This is a genomic window from Acuticoccus mangrovi (assembly GCF_016411865.1).
GTDB lineage: Bacteria > Pseudomonadota > Alphaproteobacteria > Rhizobiales > Amorphaceae > Acuticoccus > Acuticoccus mangrovi.
In genome coordinates this window covers 586,973-612,766 of sequence record NZ_JAEKJA010000001.1, presented here as the reverse complement: position 1 = coordinate 612,766, position 25,794 = coordinate 586,973, and the positions used below count along the sequence as shown (strand labels likewise).

The following is a 25,794-nucleotide window of genomic DNA, read 5'->3' as shown; positions in this document are numbered from 1 at the left end:
GTCGCCATTCGGTTTCACAATCCGTTCGATTTTTTATACCCTTCGGTAGAGATCCGAGCAAGCTGGCGGATGGCCAACGAGCGCACGCGCGCCCTCAACATCGCGCGACCCCGAAGTGAACGGCCCTACGTTCTCTACTGGATGAGCCACAGCCAACGGGCCGATGCGAACCCCGCGTTGGAGCGTGCCGTCGAATGGGCCAACGAGCTCGGGCGCCCTCTCCTCGTCCTCTTCGTCGTCGATCCGTCCTATCCTGAGGCAAACGCTCGCCATTTCACCTTCATGCTCGAAGGCGTGAAGGACGCGATGACGCGAATCGCCAGGCGCGGCGCCCATTTTTCCCTCCAGATCGGCGCACCACCGAAGATTGCGGCAAGGCTTGCGCAGGCCGCGGCCGTGGTCGTGACCGATCGCGCCTATCTGCGCCACCTCGTGGCCTGGCGGCGCGAGCTCGCCGAGGGATGCGACGCTCTGGTGGAGGAGGTCGAGGGCGACGTGATCGTCCCCGTCGGGGAGGCGTCCACCAAGCTCGAGAGCGCGGCGAGAACGATTCGGCCCAAGCTTCACAAATGCGTGAGCCGCTTTCTCACCCTCCCCACAACGCACACGCTGAAGGTGCCCGCGGCCGATCTCGCCCAAAAGGACGATGTCGCGCTCGACGACGTCGCCGCCTTCGTGAAGCGCCTCGGTGTCGACGACAGCGTCCCTCCGGTCGCCGTCAGGGGCGGACAGACCGAAGCCCGTCGCCGCCTCACGGCCTTCCTGAAGAGCGACCTCGCCCACTATGGCGAGGGGCGCGCCGACATCGTCGACCGTCACGTGTCGATGATGAGCCCCTATCTGCACTATGGGCACATCTCGCCGGTGGAGATCCATCAGCGGGTTCGCGACGCCGCCGTCACGCCCGAGAGCGCCGACCGCTATGTCGAGGAGATGCTGGTGCGGCGCGAGCTCGCCGCCAACTTCGTCTGCCACGCCGAGGACTACGATGCGTGGAGCGCCCTCCCCGCCTGGGCGCGCGAGACGCTCGATGCCCACAAGGACGATCGGCGCGAGGCCGTCTACACCCGCCGCGAGCTGGAGGCCGGGGCGACCGGCGACCGCTACTGGAACGCCGCCATGCGCGAGATGCGCGTGACCGGCTATCTCCACAACCACATGCGCATGTACTGGGGAAAGCGGATCCTCGGATGGACCAACACGCCCCGCTACGCCTTCGAGACGACGCTCTATCTCAACAACAAGTACCTACTCGACGGGCGGGACATGAACTCCTACGCCAACGTCGGCTGGATCTTCGGGCTGCACGATCGCGGCTGGCCGGAGCGCCCGGTCTACGGCAAGGTCCGCACCATGACGCCTGGCGGGCTGGAGCGTAAGTTCGACGTCGACGCCTACGTCGCCTGGGCCGAAGCGCTCTGAGGCCTCGCCCCGCCGAGCATCGCCCGGCGCGGGAGGCTTGGCCGTCCGTCAGGCGGCGGCGTTCTCGGCGGTGTTGAAGAACAGCGCCTGGCTGATCACCGCCTTCACCGTGTCGGTCTCGAACGGCTTGGTGATGAGGAAGGCGGGCTCCGGCCGCTCGCCGGTGAGAAGACGCTCCGGATAGGCGGTGATGAAGATCACCGGCACCGTGATCGAGTGCAGGATCTCGTTGACCGCATCGAGACCGGAGCTGCCGTCGGCGAGCTGGATGTCGGCGAGCACCAGGCCCGGGCGGCGGGACTTCACGGCGGCGACGGCCTCGGTGTGGGTCCGCGCCATGCCCGCCACCTCGTGGCCGAGCCCTTCGACGAGCGCTTCGAGGTCCATCGCGATCATCGGCTCGTCCTCGATGATGAGGACGCTCGTCGCGACCTGCTCGGCGATGGAGCGACCCGCCTCGTCGATCAGCGTGCGCACCTCGTCCGAGGAGGTGGCGAGGATTGCGGCCGCCTCCTCGACCGTGAAGCCTTCCACGGTGGTGAGGAGGAAGGCCTGCCGCGCGCGCGGCACCATGGCGTCGAGCCGCTTTTCGTAGGCCGCGGAACGGGAGACGACTTCGTGATTGAGGTCCACCGAGTCCCACACCTTGATGAGGATCCGGTAGAGGGCGACGCGCGGCGCGAGATCCTTGGCGAACATCGCAGGATCGGCCAAGAGCGCCTGGAGCACCGCTTCCACGTAGGCATCGCCGCTCGGCTGACTGCCGGTCAGGGAGCGCGCGAAGCGACGAAGGTAGGGGATCTGCGGCGCAATGATCTTGGCGAGCGACATGGGGAGTCCTTGACAGCGACGAACCGTGAATTTTGCCAACGCTTTAATCATCCCACCCTGTGCCGGCGCTGGGTTCGACACAGGGTGGGATGATATTCGCTGGTCTCTTGGAACGAATGAGCGGGCGAAACGTTCCCATGTGTCGGACGGAATTTGCGGCAACGCTATTTCAGCAAATTCGCCCCCACCTGGAACGCGGCAAGATGGAATTGAGTTGACTATGACGACGAGGGTCTTGGCCGATGGCTGAGGAGAATGAGGATCACTACCGTGGAGATGACGCCATGCAGACGCTGATCGGGAAGCAACTGCGCGATCTCTACGACTCCGTCCTCGTTGAGCCCCTGCCGGACAAGATCGTGGAGCTTCTCACCAAGCTCGACGACCTGACCGGTGACGACGACAACCAGGATAGCAGTGGCAGTAGCAGTGCAGATTCGGACCGCCAATGAGCGTTCGTGACGAGCTGATCCGCCAAATTCCCAACCTGCGCGCCTTCGCTGTCTCGCTCTGCGGCAATGCCGAGCGGGCGGACGATCTCGTGCAGGAGGCCTTGATGAAGGCCTGGGCGAGCATCGACATGTTCGAGGCGGGCACCAACATGCGGGCCTGGCTCTTCACCATCTTGCGCAACGTCTATTATTCCGACTTCCGCAAGAAGCGCCGCGAGGTGGAGGACGCCGACGGCAAACTGGCCGCCAACCTCGCGAGCCATCCCGAGCAGCACGGCCATCTCGACATGGTGGACTTCCGCAGCGCGCTGGCCAAGCTCGCCCCCGATCAGCGCGAGGCGCTGGTTCTGGTGGGCGCCTCCGGCTTCTCCTACGACGAGGCGGCGGAGATCTGCGGTTGCGCCGTCGGCACGGTGAAGAGCCGCGTAAACCGCGCCCGGACCCGCCTTGCCGAGCTCCTCTCCGTCCAGTCGGGCGGCGAATACGGACCGGACCACCAAAGCCGCTCCGTCGTCGAGGCGCGCCGCTTCTGACCAACCCGGACGGGCGGACCGAGCCGCCGATCACGCGAGCACGAAAAAGGGGGCGCCCGGCCGGCGCCCCCTTTCCCGTTCCAGCGCTTTGCGGGCGCTACATCACGACCTTGCGGTTGTCGCCGATCGCCGGCGCCTCGTCGGAGGTCGTCGTCAGCATCTTGAGGGCCACGATGAGGTCGGAATTGGGGTTGTCCCAATATTCGGCCATCTCCGGTCGCACGCCGATCAGGATCGCGTCGGGGTCCTCCGGGCCGCCCTCGAACCAGGCGTCGATGGACGGCGTCCACAGCGCCTCGAGCTTCGAGCGGTCGGTCACCACCGCCCCGCGGCCCGACACCGACACGTAGGTGTTGCTGCCGGGGTCGGCGTAGGTGAGGCAGATCCTCGGATCGGCCGCGACCTCCTCGTCCTTGTGGTTTTCGCGGGACGCCACGAACCAGATCATGTTCGCCTGCCGATCCGGGGTCCCCACCATCGGGCGCGCCCGAATGGCGCCGGAGTCGTGCGTGATCATCATGCAGGTTTCGATGCGGCTGATCTCCTGCCACACGAGTTCAAGATCCTCGGTTGTCATCATCGCTCCAAACATCACCTCGCCTCGTCCGCGAGGGGCGCTTGCATGACCTGCGTCGCCTTGTTGCACATCTGACTTATCAACAAGATGGCCGATGAAAGTGTTCCCATTCGTCCCACGATCCACACGGCGACGCACCGGTCGCACGGGCCGAGAGAGCGGGACGCGCCGCGGAGCTAGGACGCCTGGGCGAGAGCGATCCGGTCGGGCGAGGGGATCGGCACCACGCTTTGCAGGGGCAGCGTCATGCGTGCGGTGAGCCCGCTCGCCTCGAAGGAGAGGTCGACCTTGGCGCCGAGAGCGCGTGAGAGGTTGCGCTCGATCACCGTCATGCCGAAGCCGCGGGTGGTCGGCTCCACCACAGCCGGCCCGCCCTCCTCCACCCAGGTGAGCGACAGGCGTCCGCCCTCGTCCTCACCCTCGAGCTCCCAGGAGACGGCGAGCGTGCCCGTCCCGTTGGCGAACGCGCCATACTGCATGGCGTTGGCCGCGAGCTCGTGGATCGCGAGGCCGAGATTCTGCGAGGCCTCCGGCGACAGGATGAGCCGCGGCCCGTCGATGGTCACGCGGTCCGACATCGGCGGCACGAACTGACCCACCAGCACGCGGATGAGGTCGCCGATGTTCACGCCCGCCCAATCGTCGGCGACGATGAGGTCCTGCGCCGCCGAGAGCGCCCTCAAGCGGGCGATGAGGGCGGGAACGAACGCCTCCACCGTCGTCGCCTGGTTGGATGTCTGGCGGGCGATGGCGATCACCACCGTGAGAAGGTTCTTCGTGCGGTGGGTGAGCTCGCGCATCACGAGGCGCATCTGCTCCTCGTTGCGGCGACGATGGGTAATGTCGATGGAGGCGCAGGTGATGCCCGACACCGAGCCGTCCGGCTTCAGGTTGGGCTCGACGTGGAGATCGTACCAGCGCCGCTCGACCCCCTCCCCGATGCCGATCTCGGCTGAGGCGGGGCGCTTGGTCTCGATCACTCCCCGCTTCAGGCTCACGATGGGGTCGAGGTCCTGCGGCGACAGGATCTCCTCGTCGGTGCGCCCGATGATCGAGCCGACCTGCGTCTCGTCGGAGTTGGCCCAGGTGTAGCGCAGCGAGAGGTCCTGCGAGAATACGGTGATGCGCTCGCTGCGCAGCGCCAGATTGAAGCGCTGCAGCGTCTCGGCGAGGCGGCGCGAGAGGTCGGTGCGCATCATGTCGAGGCGCTTGGAGCGGGTGATGTCGATGGCGGTGCACACGAGTCCCACCGGCTCGTCGCCGTTGTGGCTGATCGGCACCACGTCGATGCGGAACCAGCTCCGCTCCTCCTCGCCCGGCACCTCGATCTCGAAGGTCTGGGTGCTGGAGGTGGTGAGGGCGCGTCGCTTGTGGCCGATCACCATGGGGCGGATCGCTTCCGGCAGCACGTCGTCGGTCCGGCCGATGGCGTGGCTCGGCGTCAGTGCGGAGCGCGGGTTGACGATCCATTCGTAGCGCAGATCGGCGTTCTGGTAGAACACGGTGATCTGCGAGTTGCGGGTGGCGAGCTCGAAATAGCGGTGCATCTCATTCACCGTCTCGAGCCGCCGATGCTCACGGCGCAGGAGGCCGCTCAGCCGTCGCCGCTTGACCTCGGAGACGCGCAGCTCGCGCGCCTTCGCCCGCGCCGCCGCCCGCCGTGCCGGCAAGGCGGGCGCGAAGAAGCGCTCGGCGAGCATCACCCCGGTGACGAGCACGGCCAGGATGACGCAGACGACGGCGACGCTCTGCGCCGCCGTCGCAAGCGATCCCTGTCCCGCGAGCTGGGGCAGCGCGTCGATCACGAGGACCAGCGCACCGAGTAGGCAAACCAGCCGCATCTTGTTGGCTGTCGCGACGATGCCGACGGCGATCAAAATGAACGCGATCGCCCACGGCATCAGGGTCGGAAACCACGCCGCAGCCCCGTTCATCGCAGACTGGTGATGGCGCGCGGGAACAACCTACGGCCGCAACCGACGTCCGGTCGCGACCGTCTTTCCTGCATCGCTTGAGCGTTGATCGACAAGGCCGCAAGCCTCCGGCGTTAAAGTCCTTTAAGAGACCTAGAGCCGCGACAGCCAGGCGTCGACCGCCTCGCGCGCTTCTTCTTTACTTTTGCCGTACCGTTCCTGGATCTTGCCCTCGAGGCGGGTGCGGTCGCCCTTGACCTCCTGCAGGTCGTCGCCGGTGAGCTGGCCCCATTCGGACTGCGCCTGGCCGACCATCTGCTTCCAGTTGCCTTCGATCTGATCCCAGTTCATCTGAAATCCTCCTTCAGTGGATGCCCCTACCAACGGCAAAGCCCGCCGTTGCGTTGCATCGGCCTTGCGGCGAGATCAGCGCACCCCGCGCGGCAAGGCCCGCGCCGGCCTCGCTCTCAGCTGCCGAACGCCTTTCCGACCGTGTCGGCCACGTAGGCGCCGCGCCGTCCCATCGGCTGATCGGGCCCGATGGTGGTGTCGACCATCGTCTGATGCTCCACCTCGGCGGCGAGCTGGGCGCCGAGGAGGAGGATGTAGATGGAGATGTAGAACCAGAACATCAGCGCGATGATGGTGCCGAGAGAGCCGTAGATGATGGCGTAGTTGGCGATGTTGGAGAGGTACCAGGAGAGGAGCGTCGAGGCGGCGAGCCAGCCGACCGCCACGGTGACCGCGCCGACGGAGATCCACCGCCAGCGGGCCGCCTTTCGGCTCGGGCCGAGGCGATAGATCGCGGCCGATCCGAGCGTCACCACGATGAAGAGAGCCGGTGCGGTGAAGCGGCGCCCACCGTAGGCGGGACCGTCGCCGCCGAAAAGGAGCGGCAGCAGCACGATGACGCCGACCACCAGGAGCCCCAGCACCAGCGAGGTGATGGTGACGGCGAAGGTGCGCACATAGAGGGCGATGATACCGCGCTTCTCGATCTCGCCGTAGGCGATGTTCATGGCGCCGAAGAGGGCGACCATGGCGTTGTTCATCGACCACAGCGACAGCGCGATGGAGAGGGCGAAGGCGACGGTCAGCCCGTTTTCGCGCAGGTGCGACACCCGGCCGATCTCGGTGCCCATCCAGTTGATGGCCTGCTCAGGGAGATAGCCGCGCAGGAAGCTGACGTGCGATTCGAGCGTCAGCGCATCGGTGATGAGACCGTAGAAAGACACCACGGCGACCATTGCCGGAAGCAGCGCCAGAAAGACGTAGAACGTCACCCCCGCGGTGATCAGCCCAAGATTGTCGATGGAGACGCGCTCCACGAGCCGCACCGTGATGTCGAGCCAGCCGCGCCAGCCGATCTGGAACGGGTTGCGCGCCGCCCGGCCCCGCAGTCGTTCGTGATAGGGCAGCTTTTCCGGCCGCGCGGTGTGGCGATGGTCGCGCGGCTTCTCTCTTTGAGCACTCAACCGCGCCCGCCTCCAAAATTGTCCGGACCGTCTCCGCCGACGACAAAGCGAACGCTCGGGCCTGTCGCCGCGTTAGGCCTCAATGGTGCATTCGTCTACCCCTTCGAAGGAGCCACGGCCTTGAGCCTCGCGACCGACTCGACATCCAACCAAGAGCCGCAACCCGAAAAAGTGAAGGTCCACGTCGGTGCGGGGGTGAAGATCCCCCTCCTCATCATCTCCCTCGTCGCCCTGTTCGGCGCGCTCGACTACGCCCAAAGCCTGATCCTACCGATCGTGCTCGCCTTCATCATGTCGCTGACGCTCACGCCGATCAATCTGTGGCTGCAAAAGCGGATCTACCCCGGCATCTCCGCCTTCCTGCTCGTTGCCGCGGTCACCGGGGTGTTGGCCATCGGCGCGCTGACGCTGAGCCAGCCGATCGGCGCCTGGATCGACAACGCGCCGAGCATCGGCATGAAGCTGCGCATGCGGCTCGCCGAGCTGCGGGAGCCGGTGGAGGCGGTGACGCGGGCGAGCAAGGAGGTGGAGGACATCGCGAGCGCCACGTCCGATCCGGAGGTGCGCGAGGTGGTGCTGCGTCAGCCCGGGCTGATGAACCGTGCCGCCACCAACATCGGCAGCATCGCGTCCACCCTCGTGGTGGCGATCGCCCTCTCCTACTTCCTTCTCGCTACCAATCGGCTGATCTACGAGAAGATCGTTCAGGCCGCGCCGAAGCTGTCGGACAAGAAGCGATCGCTCACCATCGTCAACAACATCGTGACGGTGGTGTCGAAATATCTGCTGACGATCACCGTCATCAACGCCTGCTTCGGGCTCACCATCGGCCTCATCATGTGGCTTCTGGGCATGCCGAGCCCGGTGCTGTGGGGGCTCGCGGGTTTCCTGCTCAACTACCTGCCCTTCGTCGGCTCGCTCACCGGGACGGCGTCGGGCGCGCTGGTGGGCCTCCTCACCTACAATCAGCCGGAGTGGGCGATCGCCCCCGCCCTCGCCTATTTCACCCTCACCACCATCGAGGGCAACTTCATCACGCCCTCGATCCTCGGTCATCGGCTGGAGCTGAATCCCGTCGCGATCCTCATCTCCATCGCCCTCTGGGGGTTCATCTGGGGTGTCGCCGGCATCATCATCGCCGTGCCGCTCCTCATCATCATCAAGGTGATGTGCGACAACATCCCGGCGCTCGCGGCGTTCGGGGAGTTCCTGTCGGGGGCAACGGCGGCGGAGCAGGCGAACGAGGAGCCCATCGCCTGAGGGAGCGGCGCTCACTCGCCACGGGCGCGGATGGCGCTCGCCCGGGCGAGGATGGGGCCGGCGTGTCGGACCGCCTCGCAGCGGTCCACGGACCCGGAATGGCCGACAGCCGGCACTCTCGAGGCAGGCTGTCGGAAGCCATTCGTCCCACGGGCATAAGAGACGATCACGCCCGTGCGATTGTCGTCGGCATGGCCTCGGGCCAGGCCGCTTCGAAGGGCAGGCGTCCGAGGACGCCGCCGCGCCGGATCAGGCGTTGAGGGCGTCCTTGAGCGGCTTGCCGGGGCGAAACTTCGGCACCTTGGCGGCCTTGATGGTGATCGCCGCGCCCGAGCGCGGATCACGGCCCTGGGACTCGGGGCGTTCGCTCACGGCGAACACGCCGAAGTTGGTGATGCGGACCTCGTCGCCATCCTGCATCGCCTTCACGATGGCGGCGAAGGTGGCATCCACGGCCTTGGCCGCATCCTTGGCGCTGAGATCGGTGGTCTCCGCCACCTGGGCGGCAAGTTCTGCTTTTTTCATCCCGTCTCTCCTTCTCACGGATGACCGGGTCACACTCTCACCAGCGCGGCTTGCTTGAAAAGCGAGATTTGCGCAAAGAGCCCCGGTTCCCCTGGAAAATTGGGGAGCAATCCTTTCAAAACGACAAAAATTCGACGGAGCTCGGCAAAACGCGACAATTGATAGCCGGGAAGGGGGCGAAGTCGCTCACAAAGCAGGCAGGCTGAGGAAAAAGGCACGAAAAAGGGCGGGTTTCCCCGCCCTCTCCGCTTAGCGCTTTCGGCTGATTCGCGCGGCCTCAGTGGGCGCGAAAGGTGGCCGATTCGTCGTCCTCCGTGCGCTCGGCGCGGGTGTAGGTCGGCTCGGTCCACTCGATGGGCTCCGGCATGCGCACCAGGGCCCGCTTCAGAACCTCGTCCATCCGCGACACGGGGACGATGTCGAGCGCGTTCTTCACGTTGTCGGGGATGTCCGCGAGATCCTTCGCGTTCTCCTCCGGGATCAGAACGGTGCTGATGCCACCGCGCAGCGCGGCAAGCAGCTTCTCCTTGAGGCCGCCGATGGGCAGCACCCTGCCCCGCAGCGTGATCTCGCCCGTCATCGCGAGATCGCGACGGATGGGGATGCCGGTCATCACCGACACTACGGCCGTCGCCATCGCGATGCCGGCGGACGGACCGTCCTTCGGCGTCGCGCCTTCCGGCACGTGGACGTGGATGTCGCGCCGGTCGAACATCGGCGGCTCGACACCGAGGTCGGTCGCCCGCGAGCGGACGTAGGACGCCGCGGCCGAGATCGACTCCTTCATCACGTCGCGCAGGTTGCCGGTCACGGTCATCTTACCCTTGCCCGGCATCATCAGACCTTCGATGGTGAGGAGCTCGCCGCCCACCTCGGTCCAGGCGAGACCCGTCGCGACGCCCACCTGATCCTCGAGCTCGGCCTGACCGTAGCGGTAGCGCGGCACGCCGAGATATTCCTCGAGCTTCTCCGGCGTCACCGTGACGGCCTTCACCTCGCCCTTCGACGAAAGGATCTCCTTGACCGCCTTACGGGCGAGGGTCGCGATCTCGCGCTCGAGGTTACGCACGCCCGACTCCCGCGTGTAGCGCCGGATCAAGGTCCGCAGGGCCTCGTCGTCGATGGCGAACTCGCCCTTCTTGAGCCCGTGATCGTTCTCGGCCTTGGAGATCAGATGGCGACGCGCGATCTCCACCTTCTCGTCCTCGGTGTAGCCGGCGATGCGGATCACCTCCATCCGGTCCATCAGGGCCGGCGGGATGTTGAGCGTATTCGCCGTGGTCACGAACATCACGTTCGAGAGGTCGTATTCCACCTCCAGATAGTGGTCCATGAACGTCGAGTTCTGCTCCGGATCCAGCACCTCGAGGAGGGCCGACGACGGGTCGCCGCGGAAGTCCATGCCCATCTTGTCGATCTCGTCGAGCAGGAAGAGTGGGTTGGACTTCTTCGCCTTCTTCATCGACTGGATGACCTTGCCGGGCATCGAGCCGATATAGGTGCGGCGGTGACCGCGGATCTCGGCCTCGTCGCGCACGCCGCCGAGCGACATGCGGACATACTCACGGCCCGTCGCCTTGGCGATGGACTTCGCGAGCGAGGTCTTGCCGACGCCCGGAGGGCCGACGAGGCACAGGATCGGCCCCTTCAGCTTGTTGGCGCGAGCCTGCACCGCGAGGTACTCCAGGATCCGCTCCTTGACCTTGTCGAGGCCGTAGTGATCCGTCTCGAGCACGCGTTCGGCATGCTCGAGGTCCTTCTTGATGCGGGACGGCGCCTTCCACGGGATCGACAGGATCCAGTCGAGGTAGTTGCGCACCACCGTCGCCTCGGCCGACATCGGGCTCATCTGGCGCAGCTTCTTCAGCTCCGCCTCCGCCTTCTCCCGCGCCTCCTTGGAGAGCTTGGTAGACTTGATGCGCTCCTCGATCTCGGCGAGCTCGTCCTTGCCGTCCTCGCCGTCGCCGAGCTCCTTCTGGATCGCGCGCATCTGCTCGTTGAGGTAGTACTCGCGCTGCGTCTTCTCCATCTGCCGTTTGACGCGGCTGCGGATGCGCTTCTCGACCTGCAGGACCGAGATCTCGCCGTTCATGATCCCGAGCACCTTCTCGAAGCGCTCGATCACCGACGGGGTCGCCAGGATCTCCTGCTTGACCGGGATCTTGACCACGAGGTGCGAGGCGACCGTGTCGGCGAGCTTCGCGTAGTCCTCGATCTGGCCGACCGCGGCGATCACCTCGGGCGAGATCTTCTTGTTGAGCTTGACGTAGTTCTCGAACTCGGAAACCACGGACCGCGACAGGGCCTGCGCCTCCGTCTCGTCGAACGACGGCTCGTCGACGGTGGCGGCCTTGGCTTCGAAATAGTCTTCGCGGTCGGTGAAGGTCTCGACCTTCGCCCGCGTCGCCCCCTCCACGAGCACCTTCACGGTGCCGTCCGGCAGCTTCAGGAGCTGCAGCACCGTCGCGAGGGTCCCGATGGGAAACAGCCCTTCGGGGTTCGGATCGTCGTCCCCCGCCTCGCGCTGCGTCACCAAAAGGATCTGGTTGTCCGCCCGCATCACCTCTTCGAGGGCGCGGATGGACTTCTCTCGGCCGACGAAGAGAGGGACCACCATGTGCGGAAACACGACGATGTCGCGCAGCGGCAGCACCGGATAGGTGCCGTTGCCGCTCGCCGGCCGCGCCGCGGTGTCCCGATTGTCGTCCGACTGTGTCATGGAACTGTCCTTTCAGCTTGGCCCTGCTCGCCAATCATGCACGAGTCGAGCCACCCTACACCGCAACTTTCGCCGGCAACCCGAACCGCCCACTGAAAGTCGAGCGGAGTTGCGGTGCTTTCTAGGGATGCGTCATCGCATCCTGTTATTGCGAAGTGGCGTCGTGCGAAGCTCACTTCAAGCCTCAGGTCAGCAACCTGAGGATAGGGCGGCTCGATACCCGCCGCAGCTCTAGAGTCCTGATTCCGGTACCCTGCCCCTCGCTCATCGAGGCGTCTCGTCCGCTGGCTGGCCTGGGCCTCGCCGATCCAGCCTGCGGCGAGCGGCGCGCGAATGGTCGCATGCTCGAGCGGCACCTTCGCCCCTTCGGCGCAGCGGCGGCGAACGCGAGTGCCGCAGCGCACATACATGACATCGGCCCGGCGGAAGGGGCGCCGCCGGTCCGGCTCGGGACCGCCACCTCGGGGCAGCGGTCCCGCAGGATCACGCGGAGGTCCGCGAGGGCTCGGCGGCCCGATCGTCGTAGATGTAGAGCGGTCGGGCTGTACCGCCGACCACCTCTTCGGAGATCACCACCTCACGCACCCCGTCCAGCCCCGGTAGCTCGTACATGGTGTCGAGGAGGATCGCCTCCAGGATAGACCGCAAGCCTCTTGCTCCGGTCTTGCGCTCGATCGCCTTGCGGGCGATGGCGCGCAGCGCGTCGGAGTGGAAGGTCAGCTCCACGCCCTCCATCTCGAAGAGGCGCTGATACTGCTTGACCAGCGCGTTCTTCGGCTCGGCGAGGATCTGCACCAGCGCCGCCTCGTCGAGGTCCTCGAGCGTCGCGAGCACCGGCAGGCGCCCGACGAACTCGGGGATCAGGCCGAACTTCAGGAGGTCCTCCGGCTCCACTTCGCGGAAGAGCTCGCCCGTCCGCCGATCCTCGGGTGCGAACACCTGGGCCTTGAAGCCGATGGAGGTGCCCCGACCGCGGTCGGAGATGATCTTCTCAAGCCCCGCGAAAGCGCCACCGCATATGAAGAGGATGTTGGTCGTGTCGACCTGGAGGAACTCTTGCTGCGGGTGCTTGCGGCCACCCTGGGGTGGCACGGAAGCCACAGTGCCTTCCATAATCTTCAGAAGGGCCTGCTGCACCCCCTCGCCCGACACGTCCCGCGTGATGGAGGGGTTGTCGGACTTGCGGGAGATCTTGTCGACCTCGTCGATGTAGACGATGCCGCGCTGGGCCCGCTCGACATTGTAGTCGGCGGACTGGAGCAGCTTGAGGATGATGTTCTCCACATCCTCGCCCACATAGCCGGCCTCGGTCAGCGTGGTGGCGTCCGCCATGGTGAAGGGCACATCGAGAATGCGGGCGAGAGTCTGCGCCAGCAGCGTCTTGCCGCAGCCCGTGGGGCCGATCAGCAGGATGTTCGACTTCGCCAGCTCCACATCGTTCGACTTCGAGGCGTGGCTCAGCCGCTTGTAGTGGTTGTGCACCGCGACGGACAGGATCTTTTTCGCATCCTGCTGGCCGATCACGTAATCGTCCAACACCTTGCGGATTTCCAACGGGGTCGGAATGCCATCCCGCGACTTCACCAACGAGGACTTGTTCTCCTCGCGGATGATATCCATGCACAGCTCGACACATTCGTCGCAGATGAACACGGTTGGACCCGCAATGAGCTTGCGCACCTCGTGCTGGCTCTTGCCGCAGAACGAGCAATAGAGCGTGTTCTTGCCATCACCCGTGGTCGCCTTGCTCATATACTCACCTCTGCTTCCGCCAACTCTCGCGCCCGGCAGGCGCCTCGCGGCCGGAACGACCCGGCTCGACGTCCCCTACATCGATATATTGGGCAGCGCGTCGGCCCGATGCAAACCGACTCACCCGACAGTCAACGGATGATGCCGTTACCAAACACAAAATTTATCGACCTGTCTCGGTTATCCGCAAGCGCCGCGTTCCGCGAGTGTCGCCCCCGGCATAGCAGCCAGAGGCTCCATTCCCGACAGAAAGCACCCTATAGTTGTCCTTACGCCGCGTCCAGCGCCGCGCGGCTCTCGATCACCTGATCGATGATGCCGAACTCCAGCGCCTTGTCCGGCGTCATGTAGTTGTCCCGCTCCAGGGCCTTCTCGATCACATCGAGCTCCTGGCCGGTGTGCTTGCGGTAGATCTCGTTCAGCCGACGCTTCAACGCCAGGATTTCCTGGGCCTGAAGCTGAATGTCGGCCGCCGTGCCGCGGAACCCGCCGGACGGCTGGTGCACCATGATGCGCGAGTTGGGGAGCGAGAAGCGCATCCCCTTCTCCCCCGCCGCCAAAAGCAGCGAGCCCATGGACGCCGACTGGCCGATGCACAACGTCGAGATCGTCGGCCGCACGAACTGCATCGTGTCGTAGATCGCGAGACCCGAGGTCACGATGCCGCCCGGCGAGTTGATGTAGAGCGAGATTTCCTTGTTGGGATTGTCGGCCTCCAGATAGAGGAGCTGGGCGCACACCAGGGTCGCCACCGTGTCCTCGATGGGACCGGTGATGAAGATGATGCGCTCCGACAACAGGCGCGAAAATATGTCGTACGCCCGCTCGCCGCGGTTCGTCTGCTCGACGACCATCGGCACGAGCGTCGACATCGCATACTCAACAGGATCTTTCATCGCGCGCCCTAATGATCGTGGTGGTGGTGATGGTCGTGATCGTGGTGATGGTCGTGATCATGATCATGGTGAGCATGATCGTGGTCATCCTCCTCGGCATCCGCAAGGAGCTCGTCGCTCGGTACCGGCTTGTCGGTCACGCTCACGAGCTCCAGGAGGTAGTCCACCACCTTGTCCTCGAAGATCGGCGCGCGCAGCCCGGCGATGGCCTGCGGGTTGGAGCGATAGAACTCGATCACCTCGCGCTCCTGCCCCGGGAACTGCCGCATCTTCTCGGCGAGCGCCCGCTGGACCTCGTCGTCGGTGACCTCGACCTCGGCCTTGGTACCGATCTCCGACAGGAGCAGGCCGAGACGCACGCGACGCTCCGCGATCGCCTGATAGTCGGTGCGGAGCTTGTCCTCGTCGACCTCCTCGCCGCCCTCACGCTGGCGCCGAATATCCTCTTCCACCTGACGCCAGATGGAGTTGAACTCGGTCTCCACCAGCTTCTGGGGAAGCGTGAAGGTGAAGCGCTCGTCGAGCGCGTCGAGCAGCGCCCGCTTCACCCTGTTGCGCGTGGCGCCGTCGTAGCCCTGCTGCATCTGCTGGCGCACCGCGGTCTTCAGCGCGTCGAGATTCTCGAGCCCCAGCTTCTCGGCGAAGGCGTCGTCGAGGTTGGGCTCCTTCGGGGCCGCGACCTCCTTCACCGTCACGTCGAACTCGGCTTCCTTGTCGGCGAGAGTCTCGGCCGGATAGCCCTTCGGGAAGCGCACGGTCACCTTGCGCTCCTCGCCGACGGTGGCGCCTTCGAGCTGCTCCTCGAAGCCGGGGATGAAGCGGCCCTCGCCCACCACGATGTCGATGTCCTCGGCCGACCCGCCGTCGAACGGAACGCCGTCGACGCGGCCGACGAAGTCGATCTTCAGCCGGTCGCCATTCTCGGCGGCGCGCTCCACGGCCTCGTAGTCGCGATTGGCGGCGGCGAGCTTGCCGAGCTCGGTCTCGAGCTCCTCGTCGGAAACCTGGGCCACCGGTCGCTCGATGCTGATCGCCTCAAGGCCGGTCACCTCGATGACGGGCAGAATCTCGTATTTTACGGCGAAGGCGAGATCGCTCTTGCCTTCCATCACGTCCTCCATCGACCCCTGATCGAGGTCGATGTCGGGCTGCAGCGCCGGCTTCTCGTCACGCTTTTCGACCGCGTCCTTCACGGTCTCGGACATCACTTCGTTGATGACCTCGGCCATCGCCGAGCGACCGTACATGCGACGCAGGTGGGCGAGCGGGACCTTGCCGGGGCGGAATCCCTTCAGCTTCACTTTCGTACGCATATCGTCGAGGTACGCCGTGAGACGCTCGTCGAGGGTCGCTGCGGGAACCACCACTTTCAGCTCCCGCTGCAGGCCGTCCGCGCGGGTCTCGGTCACTTCCATGGGCTCACTTTCCGCAGAGTCTATCCGGGTTGTCGGGGAATGGCGCTCATGTCGCCCTCTGGCCCGATGAAGTCAATGGCGGGCATGCCCTCCCCGCGCGATATTGAGACGCGAAAGCGTTTTCGCACGAGGATTGCCCCGCCGAGCCGAGGCGACGGCCGCACGCCGCTCCCCCCGCGAGGCGACGCCGAGGCAGATCAAGTCCGAACAGCCCCACCCCGCGCCCAAGTAGCCCGAGGGGCGGTAGCGCCACACTCTCAAGCAGGCGGAGGCCAGTAGCACCCCCACGCGCTCAAGCAGGCCGGAGGCCGGTAGCGCCCCCACGCGCTCAAGCAGGCCGGAGGCCGGTAGCGCCACGAAAATGGTGCGGGTGGAGGGACTCGAACCCCCAAACCTTGCGGCGCTTGGACCTAAACCAAGTGCGTCTACCAGTTCCGCCACACCCGCTTCGCCCAACCTCTAGAGCGAGGAGCCGGCCGAGGGAAGGACCCCCGCCTCAGAGCATGTCGAAAGCGGCACGGGCAGCGCGCAGACCGTCGATGAGGTCGTCGGCGATGAGGCCCGGGCCAATGCGCGTCGCAACGAGGCCGTGCAGGAACACCCCCATCGCCGCGGCCTCGAAGGCGGGCACGCCCTGGGCGAGGAAGCCGGTGATGATGCCGCCGAGCACGTCCCCCGCTCCCGCGGTGGCGAGGAAGGGCGGGGCGTTGGCGTTGATGGCGGCGCGGCCGTCGGGGGCGGCGATCACCGTGTCCTCGCCCTTGAACACCACCACCGCACCCGACGCCGCGGCGGCGGCGCGGGCCCGGGCGAGCTTGTCGCCCCCCTCGCCGCCGAAGAGGCGGGAGAACTCGCCGGCATGGGGGGTGAGGACGGCCGCCCCCTCGCCCACCGCCCGCTTCAGCCCGGCAACGTCGCCGGCGAAGGCGACGACCGCGCCCGCGTCGAGCACGGCGGCCGCCGGCGCGGCGAGAGCGGCCTCGGCCATCGCCCGCGTCGCCGCGTCGGGCGGCATCCCCGGCCCGAGGAGCACGGCGTTGCGGCGCCGATCGGTGAGCGCCTCGGTCAGACCCGTCGCGTCGTCCACCCGCGCGAGCATCACCGTCGTGAGGTGGGCGGCGTTGACGAGCAGCGCATCGCCCGGCGAGAGCAGCGTCGCAAGCCCCGCACCGGTCCGCAGCGCCGCGGTGATCGCGAGCCGCGCCGCCCCGGTCGCCGTCATCGGCCCGGAGACGGCGACGGCGTGGCCGCGGTCGTACTTGTGCCCGCCCCGGGCAAGCTTGGGGCGATGCGCACGCCAGAGGTCCGGCTCGTTGGCGAAGGTCGTGACGGCGAGCCCCTTCAGCGTCGCCGCGGCGATGCCGATCTCGGCCACCGTGACCTTGCCGCAATAGTGCCGGCCGGGCACCAGGAGATGGCCGGGCTTGCGGCACTCGAAAGTCACCGTCCGGTCGGCGCGGATCGCGACGCCGCGCACCATCCCGGTCGCCCCGTCGATCCCGCTCGGCAGGTCGATGGCGACGACGTGGGGCGCGGCGCGGCTGCGCACCCGCGCGCGGTTCACCCGCGTCACCAGCGCCGCCATCGCACCTTCGAGATCGCGCGACAAACCGCCGCCGAAGAGACCGTCGACGATCACGGTGGCGGCCTCGACGGCCGCGTCGATGGCGCCATCGTCGGCCGCCACGCGCGGCCCGCGATAGGCGGATCGGGCGGTGACCGCCTCCTCCGAGCCCCCCTCCCCGGCGAGATCGAGCACAGCGACCCGATAGCCCCGCTGGCGCAGCACGCGCGCCGCCACGAAGGCGTCGCCGCCGTTGTTGCCGGGTCCGGCGAGGACCAGCGCGCTCACCCCGTGACCCAATGCCGCGACGGCATCGGCCACCGCCGTGCCGGCCCGCTCCATGAGACGGGACATCGACGTGCCCGCCTCCGCTGTTCGCCGATCCGCGACCGCCATCTCGCTCGGCGTCGGCAACTCGATCATGCCACGGACATCCCTACGTTGATTGATTGACTACACATCGAGCACGATGATGCGATTTTCGGCAGTCATAGTGCCCATGCGGTCGGCAAATGCCGCTCTTTCGCACAAGCGGGCTGACGGGCCATCTGGCACACTCCGTGCATTCCGTATCACGGCCAGCGGACGGAACGCCGCGACGCCGCCCAACGGGGTCTTATGAAGAAGATCGAAGCCATTATTAAGCCGTTCAAACTCGATGAGGTGAAGGAGGCGCTGCAAGAGGTTGGCCTACAAGGTATCACGGTGCTCGAAGCGCGCGGCTTTGGCCGCCAGAAGGGCCACACCGAACTGTACCGCGGTGCGGAGTACGTCGTGGACTTTCTGCCCAAGGTGAAGATCGAGCTCATCGTACCCGACAACCTCCTGCCGGCCGCCGTGGAGGCCATCCGCAACGCGGCCCAGACCGGCCGCATTGGCGACGGCAAGATCTTTGTCCTTCCCGTCGAAGATGCTATTCGCATCCGCACCGGCGAAGCCGGTGAGGACGCCATCTGACCACCCCGTTCCCCGCACCACACTCCAGAAGCGCCAAAGAAAGCGAAGGCGAATGAGCACAGCGCAAGACATCCTGAAGGACATCAAAGACAAGGACGTGAAATTCGTCGATCTGCGTTTCACCGACCCGCGTGGGAAGATGCAGCACGTCACGATGGACGTCGGCGTTATCGACGAAGAAATCTTCGCCGACGGCACGATGTTCGACGGCTCGTCGATCGCCGGTTGGAAAGCGATCAACGAGTCCGACATGATCCTCATGCCGGATCCGGAGACGGCGCACATCGATCCGTTCTTCGCGCAGACCACGATGGCGGTCTTCTGCGACATTCTGGAGCCCTCGTCGGGTGAGGCCTACAACCGCGACCCGCGCACCACGGCCAAGAAGGCCGAGGCGTACGTGAAGTCCGGCGGTTTCGGCGACACCATCACGATGGGCCCGGAAGCCGAGTTCTTCGTGTTCGACGACGTCCGCTTCTCCACCGAGCCGTACAACACCGGCTTCCAGCTCGATTCCATCGAGCTGCCGTCGAACATGCCGACGGAGTACGAGACCGGCAACCTCGGCCACCGTCCGCGCACCAAGGGCGGCTACTTCCCGGTGCCGCCGATCGATTCGGCCCAGGACATGCGCTCCGAGATGCTCTCGGTCATGACCGAGATGGGCGTCACCGTCGAAAAGCACCACCACGAGGTGGCCGCGGCCCAGCACGAGCTCGGCCTCAAGTTCGACACGCTGACCCTCATCGCCGACAAGATGCAGATCTACAAGTACGTCGTGCATCAGGTGGCGAACGCCTACGGCAAGACGGCGACGTTCATGCCGAAGCCCGTGTTCGGCGACAACGGCACCGGCATGCACGTGCACCAGTCGATCTGGACCGACGGCAAGCCGACCTTCGCCGGCGATCTCTACGCCGATCTGTCGGAGTCGTGCCTCTTCTACATCGGCGGCATCCTGAAGCACGCTAAGGCGCTCAACGCCTTCACCAACCCGTCGACGAACTCCTACAAGCGTCTCGTCCCGGGCTATGAGGCGCCGGTGCTCCTCGCCTACTCGGCACGCAACCGTTCGGCCTCCTGCCGTATCCCGATCTCGTCCTCGCCGAAGGGCAAGCGCCTCGAGGTCCGTTTCCCGGATCCGTCCGCGAACCCCTACCTCGCCTACGCCGCCATGTGCATGGCCGGCCTCGACGGCATCAAGAACCGCATCCATCCGGGCGAGCCGATGGACAAGGACCTCTACGATCTGCCGCCGGAAGAGCTGAAGGACATCCCGACCGTGTGCGGCTCGCTCCGCGAGGCCCTCTCCGCCGTCGATGCGGACCGCGACTTCCTGAAGGCGGGTGGCGTGTTCGACGACGATCAGATCGATGCCTACATCGAGCTGAAGATGGAAGAGAACATGCGCTACGAGATGATGCCGCATCCCGTGGAGTTCGACCTCTACTACTCGGTCTGATCGATCCGATCGGACGACCGGAAAGGGCGGCTCACCGAGCCGCCTTTTTTGTTGCGCGACGCGGCGGCCGGGCGCCGGGCCGGGGGCACGGATCGTGCACGGCGGCCGGCGGCGACGCGATGCCGACACGATACCGACGGAGACCACGATGACCACCTCGCTCGGCGGCCTGACGCCGGACCGCGAAATCACCCAAGACACCATCCGCTCTGCCTACGACTTCATCATCTGCGGTGGCGGATGCGCCGGCAGCGTGGTGGCGCGGCGTCTGTCCGACAATCCCGAAGTCAGCGTGCTGGTGATCGAGGCGGGCGGCAGCGACCGCGTGCCGACGGTGATCGATTCCACCCTCTGGATGCAGAATATCGGCAGCGAGCGGGACTGGGGCTATCACGCCGAGCCCTCCCCCACCCTCAACGGGCGCACCCCGCCGCTGCCGATGGGCAAGGTGCTCGGCGGCGGCTCCAGCATCAACGGCTCGGTCTGGGCGCGCGGCCACAAGAACGACTTCGAGATGTGGGCGGAGGCGGCGGGCGATCCGGCCTGGAACTACGAGTCGGTGCTCGCGATCTATCGTCGCATCGAGGACTGGCACGGGCCGTCCGATCCGTATCGCCGCGGCACCGGCGGCCTCCTCAACATCCTCCAGCCCAACGATCCGGTGCCGCTGGTGCCCGCCCTGATCGAGGCGGCCGACGCCCTCGGCATCCCCCGCGTCGACGACATCAACGGCGCGGCGATGGAGGGCGACGGCGGCTGCGGCCTGCCGAGCGTGCTCGTGCAGGACGGCAATCGCCGCGTCTCGATGGCGGCGACCTATCTCCACCCGGTGATGGGCCGGCCCAATCTCCACATCCTGCTCTGTTCGGAGGTGACGCGGATCGCCATTGCGGGCGGGCGGGCGCGCGGCGTCTCGTTCGTCCACCGCGGGCGGCGCTACGAGGTGGAGGCGACACGCGAGGTCATCCTGTCGCAAGGCGCCATCAACACGCCGAAGCTGTTGATGCTCTCCGGCATCGGCGACGAGGCCGAGCTCAAGGCGCACGGCATCGACGTCGTGCAGCACCTGCCGGGGGTCGGCGCCAACTTTCAGGACCACATCCTGCTCGCCGGCTGCTGCTTCGAGTACGTGACGCCGGAGGCTCCGCGCAACAACGCCGCCGAGTTCGTGTTCTACGCCAAGAGCCGCAGCGACATCGCGACGCCCGACCTGATGCCGGTGCTCGAGGAGATCCCGTTCGGCAGCGAGGTGACGGCCACCGCCTACGACCTGCCCACCGCCGTCGACGTCGCCTGGACACTCGCTCCGGGGCTCGCCCGGCCGGACAGCCGCGGCCGGGTACGCCTTGCGAGCGCGGATCCCTTCGCCGCCCCCCGCATCGAGGCGAACTTCCTCGGCACCGACACCGACATGGCCGCGATGCTGCGCTGCGTGGAGCTCTGCCGCGACATCGGCAACTCCGCGCCGGTCGCCCCGTTCGTCAAGCGCGAGCTGATGCCGGGACCGCTCAAAGGCGCGGCGATGGAAGACTTCATCCGCAACGCCGCCGGCACCTATTTCCACGAGAGCTGCACGGCGAAGATGGGGCGGGACGAGATGTCCGTGGTCGACGCGAACCTCCGCGTCTACGGCATCGACGGCCTCAGAATCGCCGACGCCTCCATCATGCCGGAGATCTCCACCGGCAACACCATGGCTCCGACGGTGGTCATCGGCGAGCGCGCGTCGGAGATCCTCGCCACAGCCTACGGTCTGGCGGCGCCCACGTAGGCGCCACGGGTCGCTGTCAGGATCGCCGTCAAAAGAGATTTTGCTGCTTGGCGATCATCGCCGCGTGCGTGCGGTTCTTAGCGTCGAGCTTGCGGCAGAGAGTGCGCACGTGAAGCTTCACCGTGACCTCGGCGAGGCCGAGCTCGCGGGCGATCTCCTTGTTGGCGAAGCCGCGGCAGAGGCGGTCGAGCACATCGCGCTCGCGCTGAGAGAGGCGCTCGGCGATGGCGTTCGCCGGGTCGTCCGCCGCGGTGTTCATGAAGGTGATCGGCGCGTACTGCTCCCCCGCCAGCATGATGCGCACGGCGTGGACGAGCGACTTCCCCGGCATCGTCTTCGGCACGAAGCCGGCGGCGCCCGCGTCCAGCGCCTCCTGCGCCACACGGCGGTCGGCGATCCCCGACATCAGCGCCACGGGCTGCGGCGCGTTGAGGGCGATCGCCTCCGAAAGGCCCGCGAGGCCGCTCATCCCGGGCATCTGGTAGTCGAGGAGGATCAGGTCGAACGGGCCGTGGCGACCGACCGCTTCGGTCGCCGCCGGATAGTCCGGAACGCTGACGATGTCGAAGTCGCCCTCGCGCTCCAAGAAGGCGACGAGCATGTCGCGCACGAGGTCGTGATCGTCGGCGATGAGGACGGAGATGGCCATCGTCTCAGTCCTCGAGGAGGGTCGCGAGGGCTTCCACCAAGCGCTCCGGGCGGACCGGCTTGGCAAGGACCAGGTCGAAAAGGTGGTGCACGGGGGCAGCGCGGTCGGGCGCGCCGGTGAGGAGCACCAGCCCGGTGCGCGGCCGCCCGGCGCGGATCGCCGCCGCGACGCCGTCGCCCCCGACGCCCGGCATCTCGTAGTCGATCACCGCGATGTCCCACACCGCCGCCTCCTCGCCGAGGAGAGCGAGCGCCGCGGGACCGCCGTCGCACACAGTGACCGAGCACCCCGCGTCCGTCAGCACCATGGCAACGAGCCGGGCGACCTGCGGATTGTCGTCCACGACGCGGACGCGCCTCGCCGAGAGGATGGTCTCGCCTCTGGGACTCATTGCGGAATCGCCCGGTGTCCGAGTGATGTCGAATAGCGGCAGCGCGGTCATAGCCTCACCCCGTCGGCGCCGACGCACACACGCCGGCGCAGTCCTGCGGGTCGCGCCGACGCAGCCGCCGACGCAACGCCCACACCCACCATAGGAACGGAAGGTTGCGCCCAGCCGACTTCGTGACGAAAACGCACCCTTAAATTGCATTCATCATCGCGATAAAATCTCGAACTGTAAAGCCCGTGCCGATCAATCCCCGGTGGATGCCGATGGACGAGGGTAGCGGCCGGGGACGCCGGCCGCCGGCGCCTCAGTCGTCCTTCAGATAGTCGTAGACCACCTCGCCGAGGCCGAGGGTGAGGTCGGCGATGTAGTGGCTCGCCGAGACTATCTCGCGCACCGGGAGCTTGGCGACGTCGCACATCGCGTGCTCGAAGAACTGCAGCGCCGCCGGACCCGTCCAGGCCCCCTTCAGCGTGACGTCCTCCATGTAGTAGCGCACGAGCTCGCAGACCCGGGCCGTCCCGTCGACGTGCGGGATGATCTTGATCATGAAGGCCGGCTTCGCCATGCCCGCGCGCACCGGCTCGAGGTCGAGCTCGCGGTGCTTGTAGCCCATGGTGGCGACCACGCAGGGGATCGAGCCGTAGTGCAGCGTCCCCACCAGCGTCTCCGCCTGGTGGCTGATCTTGGGCGTCGCGAGCTTCTTCGGAAATCCCCAGATCTCGCGCCCGCCCGCGATCGGCGAGTTGTCGTCGAGATACATGGCGTGGACGAAGCCGCCCTCCTGCACCTCGCCGGAGGGGGTGGTGAAGCGCACCGGGATGACCTGCCCCGTCTCGGTATAGTCACCGAAGCCGGTGGAGTCGGGCATCCGGATGAACTCGTAGGCGACCGTGTCCCCCACCACCTCGAGCGGCTCCGGCACAACCGCCTGCAGCCGCTCCGGATCGGTGCGGTAGGTGATCACCACGAACTCGCGATTGTAGAACTTATAGGGTGGGCGCGGATAGGCGGGGTTCGTCAGCGGCATGGCGAATGCGTTGGCGCGCACGTCGGCAATCTTCATGGGAGCTCTCGTCGGTTGGGGGCTGGCGAAGGTCGGATCGGACGGGGCTACTCCCCCTCCCGCTCCGTCATGTCGAATGTGGCGACGCCTTCCGCGGCGGCCGTTCGCTCGAGCACCTTCGGAAAGCGCAGCGTGCGCACCACGTCGTTGTAGCCGGCCGTCCAGTGCTCCTCCATCGTCGCGCGCGAGAACTCGTAGTCCTTCGACGATCCTTCGTATCTCTTCGCGCGATAGATCAGGTGGACGATGTTGTAGACCTTCTCGTCGGCCTCGGAAATGAGCTCCTTCACGTCGTCGTCGAGCTCGGCGAGCGCCTCCTCGGGCAGCGCCTTGACGAGCTTGCCGAGCGCCCGCCGCATCCGCTGCATCCGCGTGAACTGATCGGTCGCGGCGCGGGTGCGGCTCGAGAAGCGGATATCCTTCTGGCGAAGCTCCTGCTCGACGAGATCGCGGGGGAACTCGCCGCGCGCGCTCCACAGGTCGACCTGAAAGGCCAGTGTGTCGAGGCGTGGCCGCGTGTTGAGCACCCACTGAAGCGGCGTGTTGGAGACGAGGCCGCCGTCCCAATAATATTCGCCGTCGACCTTGGCGGCCGGGAAGCCCGGCGGCAGCGCACCGCTCGCCATCACGTGCTCGGGGCGGATGGTGTGGGTCTCGCTGTCGAAATAGGCGAAGTTGCCGGTCCGCACGTTCACCGCGCCGACGCAGAAGCGGGTTTCGCGGCTGTTGATGCGCTCAAAGTCGACGAGCCGCTCCAGCGTCTCCTTGAGCGGCGAGACGTCGTAGAAGCTCTCCGCCTCGGCGCTTCCCGGAGGGGCGAGATAGGGTGGAATCGGGCGCGGCTTGAAGAAGCCCGGTGCACCGCCGAGCGCGGTGGTGAAGGCCCGGGACTGATTGAGCCAGCGGTGGAAGTCGTCGCCCTTGAAGGGCAAGCTGTCGAAGAACGGGGCCGTCAGCGACTGAATGCTGAAGGAGGGCGAGGTGACCTGCTCCCAGAAGGCGCGCAGCGCCGCCACCCGCTCCGATGGCGCGTTGCCCGCAATCAGCGCCGCGTTGATGCCGCCGATCGAGATGCCGGCGACGCAGTTCGGGTGGAGATCGGCGTCGGCGAGCGCCTGGTAGACGCCCGCCTGGTAGGACCCGAGCGCGCCACCGCCCTGAAGCAGCAGCGCGACGCGTTCAAATTCAGGCGGCTTAGCATGGTGTGCAGTCTGTCGATGGGCCATGGAGATCTTCCGGTCGGACGGGCTACTCCACTCGTCCTACCATATTCTGCACCCGCGTCTTGCCATTGTGCGGCGCGACAAGCCGACCGTCGCGCCGCCGACCCGCTCAGTCGCGGTAGGACGGATCGTGCCGATCGAGCTTGCGCAGAAGCGCCGGCCACTCGAGCACGCCGAAGGGACGACGGACCTCCGGACGGTAGAGGTGGTTGGTCTTGTCGATGATCTCCTGCGGCGGCGTGCTGATCGCCGTGTTCGCCGACATCGCCATCACCTGCGTACGGCAGGCGAGCTCGGCCCGGTAGATGTTGCTGAACGCCTGGGCGACGCTCGGCCCGACCACCAGGAGGCCGTGGTTGCGCAGAATGAGGAGATCGGCGTCGCCGAGGTCGGCCACGATCGATTCCTGCTCGGCGAGATCGACGGCCACCGACTGGTAGTCGTGATAGCCGATCTTGGCGAAGCGCATCGCCGTCTGGGTGAGCGGCAGCAGGCCGCAATCCATCGTCGACACCGCCATGCCGGCCGGGGTGTGGGTGTGGATCACGCAGAACGCGTCGGGGCGCGCCCGGTGGATGGCGCTGTGGATCACGAAGCCGGCCCGGTTCGGCTCATAGTCGAAGTCGGGCTTCAGGATCACGTTGCCGTCGAGGTCGATCTTGATCAGGCTCGACGCCGTGATCTCCTCGTAGAAATAGCCGTAGGGGTTGATGAGGAAGGTGCCCTCCTCGCCCGGCACGGCCACCGAGATGTGGTTCGCGATCATCTCGTCCATGCCCCACATGGCGACGAGACGGTAGGCCGCGGCAAGGTTCACCCGCGCGTCCCACTCCGCCTCGCTCACCTTGTCGCGCATCGAGGGGATGTCGGTGGTGTAATTCTTGGTCTTGAGGACCGCCATCGGATCCTCAGGGGTCAGGCCACGCTCATGCTTGGTCACGGGG

At 66.5% G+C, this 25,794-nt stretch carries 23 protein-coding genes and 1 tRNA gene; 7 read left to right on the top strand and 17 right to left on the bottom strand.

Annotated features, from left to right (window positions below; all coding sequences use genetic code 11):
* Positions 1 to 69 precede the first annotated feature (69 nt).
* Positions 70 to 1,422 carry a deoxyribodipyrimidine photo-lyase gene (locus tag JCR33_RS02790; protein ID WP_198880463.1) on the top strand — a complete coding sequence of 451 codons (1,353 nt, stop codon included), beginning with the start codon at positions 70 to 72 and terminating at the stop codon, positions 1,420 to 1,422.
* A gap of 48 nt (positions 1,423 to 1,470) precedes the next feature.
* Here the strand turns inward: JCR33_RS02790 and JCR33_RS02785 are convergent, their stop codons facing one another.
* Positions 1,471 to 2,253: a response regulator gene (locus tag JCR33_RS02785; protein ID WP_198880462.1), complete on the bottom strand. Its 783-nt coding sequence runs from the start codon at positions 2,251 to 2,253 to the stop codon at positions 1,471 to 1,473.
* A gap of 284 nt (positions 2,254 to 2,537) precedes the next feature.
* On the opposite strand from JCR33_RS02785, the gene JCR33_RS02780 reads away from it, so the two are divergent.
* On the top strand, positions 2,538 to 2,705 hold the full coding sequence (locus tag JCR33_RS02780) for a NepR family anti-sigma factor (protein ID WP_198880461.1): 168 nt from the start codon (positions 2,538 to 2,540) through the stop codon (positions 2,703 to 2,705).
* Positions 2,702 to 3,238, top strand: coding sequence for a sigma-70 family RNA polymerase sigma factor (locus JCR33_RS02775; RefSeq protein WP_198880460.1), 537 nt, complete (start codon positions 2,702 to 2,704; stop codon positions 3,236 to 3,238). Before JCR33_RS02780 ends, JCR33_RS02775 begins: the two co-directional genes overlap by 4 nt.
* 97 nt (positions 3,239 to 3,335) lie before the next feature.
* On the opposite strand, the gene JCR33_RS02770 is transcribed toward JCR33_RS02775, so the two are convergent.
* The 4 genes from JCR33_RS02770 to JCR33_RS02755 all read right to left on the bottom strand — a co-directional run bounded on the left by JCR33_RS02770 (position 3,336) and on the right by JCR33_RS02755 (position 7,203).
* The gene (locus JCR33_RS02770) at positions 3,336 to 3,815 is read right to left on the bottom strand and encodes a pyridoxamine 5'-phosphate oxidase family protein (protein WP_198880459.1); all 480 of its coding nucleotides are present in this window, start codon (positions 3,813 to 3,815) and stop codon (positions 3,336 to 3,338) included.
* A gap of 176 nt (positions 3,816 to 3,991) precedes the next feature.
* Complete coding sequence (locus JCR33_RS02765) at positions 3,992 to 5,749, bottom strand: sensor histidine kinase (RefSeq protein ID WP_198880458.1); 1,758 nt, start codon at positions 5,747 to 5,749, stop codon at positions 3,992 to 3,994.
* 132 nt (positions 5,750 to 5,881) lie between these two features.
* Positions 5,882 to 6,079 carry a CsbD family protein gene (locus JCR33_RS02760; protein ID WP_198880457.1) on the bottom strand — a complete coding sequence of 66 codons (198 nt, stop codon included), beginning with the start codon at positions 6,077 to 6,079 and terminating at the stop codon, positions 5,882 to 5,884.
* Positions 6,080 to 6,195: 116 nt separating this feature from the next.
* Positions 6,196 to 7,203, bottom strand: a complete 1,008-nt coding sequence (locus JCR33_RS02755; RefSeq protein WP_198880456.1) for a YihY/virulence factor BrkB family protein — start codon at positions 7,201 to 7,203, stop codon at positions 6,196 to 6,198.
* 120 nt (positions 7,204 to 7,323) lie between these two features.
* On the opposite strand from JCR33_RS02755, the gene JCR33_RS02750 reads away from it, so the two are divergent.
* The gene (locus JCR33_RS02750) at positions 7,324 to 8,463 is read left to right on the top strand and encodes an AI-2E family transporter (protein WP_198880455.1); all 1,140 of its coding nucleotides are present in this window, start codon (positions 7,324 to 7,326) and stop codon (positions 8,461 to 8,463) included.
* A gap of 249 nt (positions 8,464 to 8,712) precedes the next feature.
* On the opposite strand, the gene JCR33_RS02745 is transcribed toward JCR33_RS02750, so the two are convergent.
* The 7 genes from JCR33_RS02745 to JCR33_RS02715 all read right to left on the bottom strand — a co-directional run bounded on the left by JCR33_RS02745 (position 8,713) and on the right by JCR33_RS02715 (position 17,757).
* A complete protein-coding gene (locus JCR33_RS02745; RefSeq protein WP_332461103.1) occupies positions 8,713 to 9,006 on the bottom strand; it encodes an HU family DNA-binding protein in 294 nt (97 codons plus the stop codon).
* A gap of 259 nt (positions 9,007 to 9,265) precedes the next feature.
* Positions 9,266 to 11,707, bottom strand: a complete 2,442-nt coding sequence (gene lon / locus JCR33_RS02740) for an endopeptidase La (protein WP_198880453.1) — start codon at positions 11,705 to 11,707, stop codon at positions 9,266 to 9,268.
* A 483-nt stretch (positions 11,708 to 12,190) separates the two neighbouring features.
* The gene (gene clpX / locus JCR33_RS02735) at positions 12,191 to 13,459 is read right to left on the bottom strand and encodes an ATP-dependent Clp protease ATP-binding subunit ClpX (protein WP_198880452.1); all 1,269 of its coding nucleotides are present in this window, start codon (positions 13,457 to 13,459) and stop codon (positions 12,191 to 12,193) included.
* 269 nt (positions 13,460 to 13,728) lie between these two features.
* Positions 13,729 to 14,355, bottom strand: coding sequence for an ATP-dependent Clp protease proteolytic subunit (locus JCR33_RS02730; RefSeq protein WP_198880451.1), 627 nt, complete (start codon positions 14,353 to 14,355; stop codon positions 13,729 to 13,731).
* Positions 14,356 to 14,363: 8 nt separating this feature from the next.
* Positions 14,364 to 15,770 carry a trigger factor gene (gene tig, locus JCR33_RS02725; RefSeq protein ID WP_198880450.1) on the bottom strand — a complete coding sequence of 469 codons (1,407 nt, stop codon included), beginning with the start codon at positions 15,768 to 15,770 and terminating at the stop codon, positions 14,364 to 14,366.
* Between the two features lie 362 nt (positions 15,771 to 16,132).
* A tRNA-Leu gene (locus JCR33_RS02720) sits at positions 16,133 to 16,217 on the bottom strand.
* 49 nt (positions 16,218 to 16,266) lie between these two features.
* Positions 16,267 to 17,757: an NAD(P)H-hydrate dehydratase gene (locus tag JCR33_RS02715; protein ID WP_211110009.1), complete on the bottom strand. Its 1,491-nt coding sequence runs from the start codon at positions 17,755 to 17,757 to the stop codon at positions 16,267 to 16,269.
* A 195-nt stretch (positions 17,758 to 17,952) separates the two neighbouring features.
* Here JCR33_RS02715 and JCR33_RS02710 point away from each other — a divergent pair, with 195 nt between their 5' ends.
* The 3 genes from JCR33_RS02710 to JCR33_RS02700 all read left to right on the top strand — a co-directional run bounded on the left by JCR33_RS02710 (position 17,953) and on the right by JCR33_RS02700 (position 21,524).
* Positions 17,953 to 18,291 carry a P-II family nitrogen regulator gene (locus tag JCR33_RS02710; protein WP_198880449.1) on the top strand — a complete coding sequence of 113 codons (339 nt, stop codon included), beginning with the start codon at positions 17,953 to 17,955 and terminating at the stop codon, positions 18,289 to 18,291.
* Between the two features lie 52 nt (positions 18,292 to 18,343).
* The gene (glnA, locus tag JCR33_RS02705; protein ID WP_198880448.1) at positions 18,344 to 19,753 is read left to right on the top strand and encodes a type I glutamate--ammonia ligase; all 1,410 of its coding nucleotides are present in this window, start codon (positions 18,344 to 18,346) and stop codon (positions 19,751 to 19,753) included.
* 148 nt (positions 19,754 to 19,901) lie between these two features.
* Complete coding sequence (locus JCR33_RS02700) at positions 19,902 to 21,524, top strand: GMC family oxidoreductase (protein ID WP_198880447.1); 1,623 nt, start codon at positions 19,902 to 19,904, stop codon at positions 21,522 to 21,524.
* Between the two features lie 28 nt (positions 21,525 to 21,552).
* On the opposite strand, the gene JCR33_RS02695 is transcribed toward JCR33_RS02700, so the two are convergent.
* The 5 genes from JCR33_RS02695 to JCR33_RS02675 all read right to left on the bottom strand — a co-directional run bounded on the left by JCR33_RS02695 (position 21,553) and on the right by JCR33_RS02675 (position 25,790).
* A complete protein-coding gene (locus JCR33_RS02695; protein ID WP_211110008.1) occupies positions 21,553 to 22,173 on the bottom strand; it encodes a response regulator transcription factor in 621 nt (206 codons plus the stop codon).
* A gap of 4 nt (positions 22,174 to 22,177) precedes the next feature.
* Positions 22,178 to 22,564: a response regulator gene (locus JCR33_RS02690; protein ID WP_198880446.1), complete on the bottom strand. Its 387-nt coding sequence runs from the start codon at positions 22,562 to 22,564 to the stop codon at positions 22,178 to 22,180.
* Between the two features lie 304 nt (positions 22,565 to 22,868).
* Complete coding sequence (locus tag JCR33_RS02685) at positions 22,869 to 23,627, bottom strand: acetoacetate decarboxylase (protein WP_198880445.1); 759 nt, start codon at positions 23,625 to 23,627, stop codon at positions 22,869 to 22,871.
* Between the two features lie 47 nt (positions 23,628 to 23,674).
* Complete coding sequence (locus JCR33_RS02680; RefSeq protein WP_198880444.1) at positions 23,675 to 24,853, bottom strand: patatin-like phospholipase family protein; 1,179 nt, start codon at positions 24,851 to 24,853, stop codon at positions 23,675 to 23,677.
* Between the two features lie 106 nt (positions 24,854 to 24,959).
* On the bottom strand, positions 24,960 to 25,790 hold the full coding sequence (locus tag JCR33_RS02675) for a class II aldolase/adducin family protein (protein ID WP_332461102.1): 831 nt from the start codon (positions 25,788 to 25,790) through the stop codon (positions 24,960 to 24,962).
* Between the last annotated feature and the right edge of the window lie 4 nt (positions 25,791 to 25,794).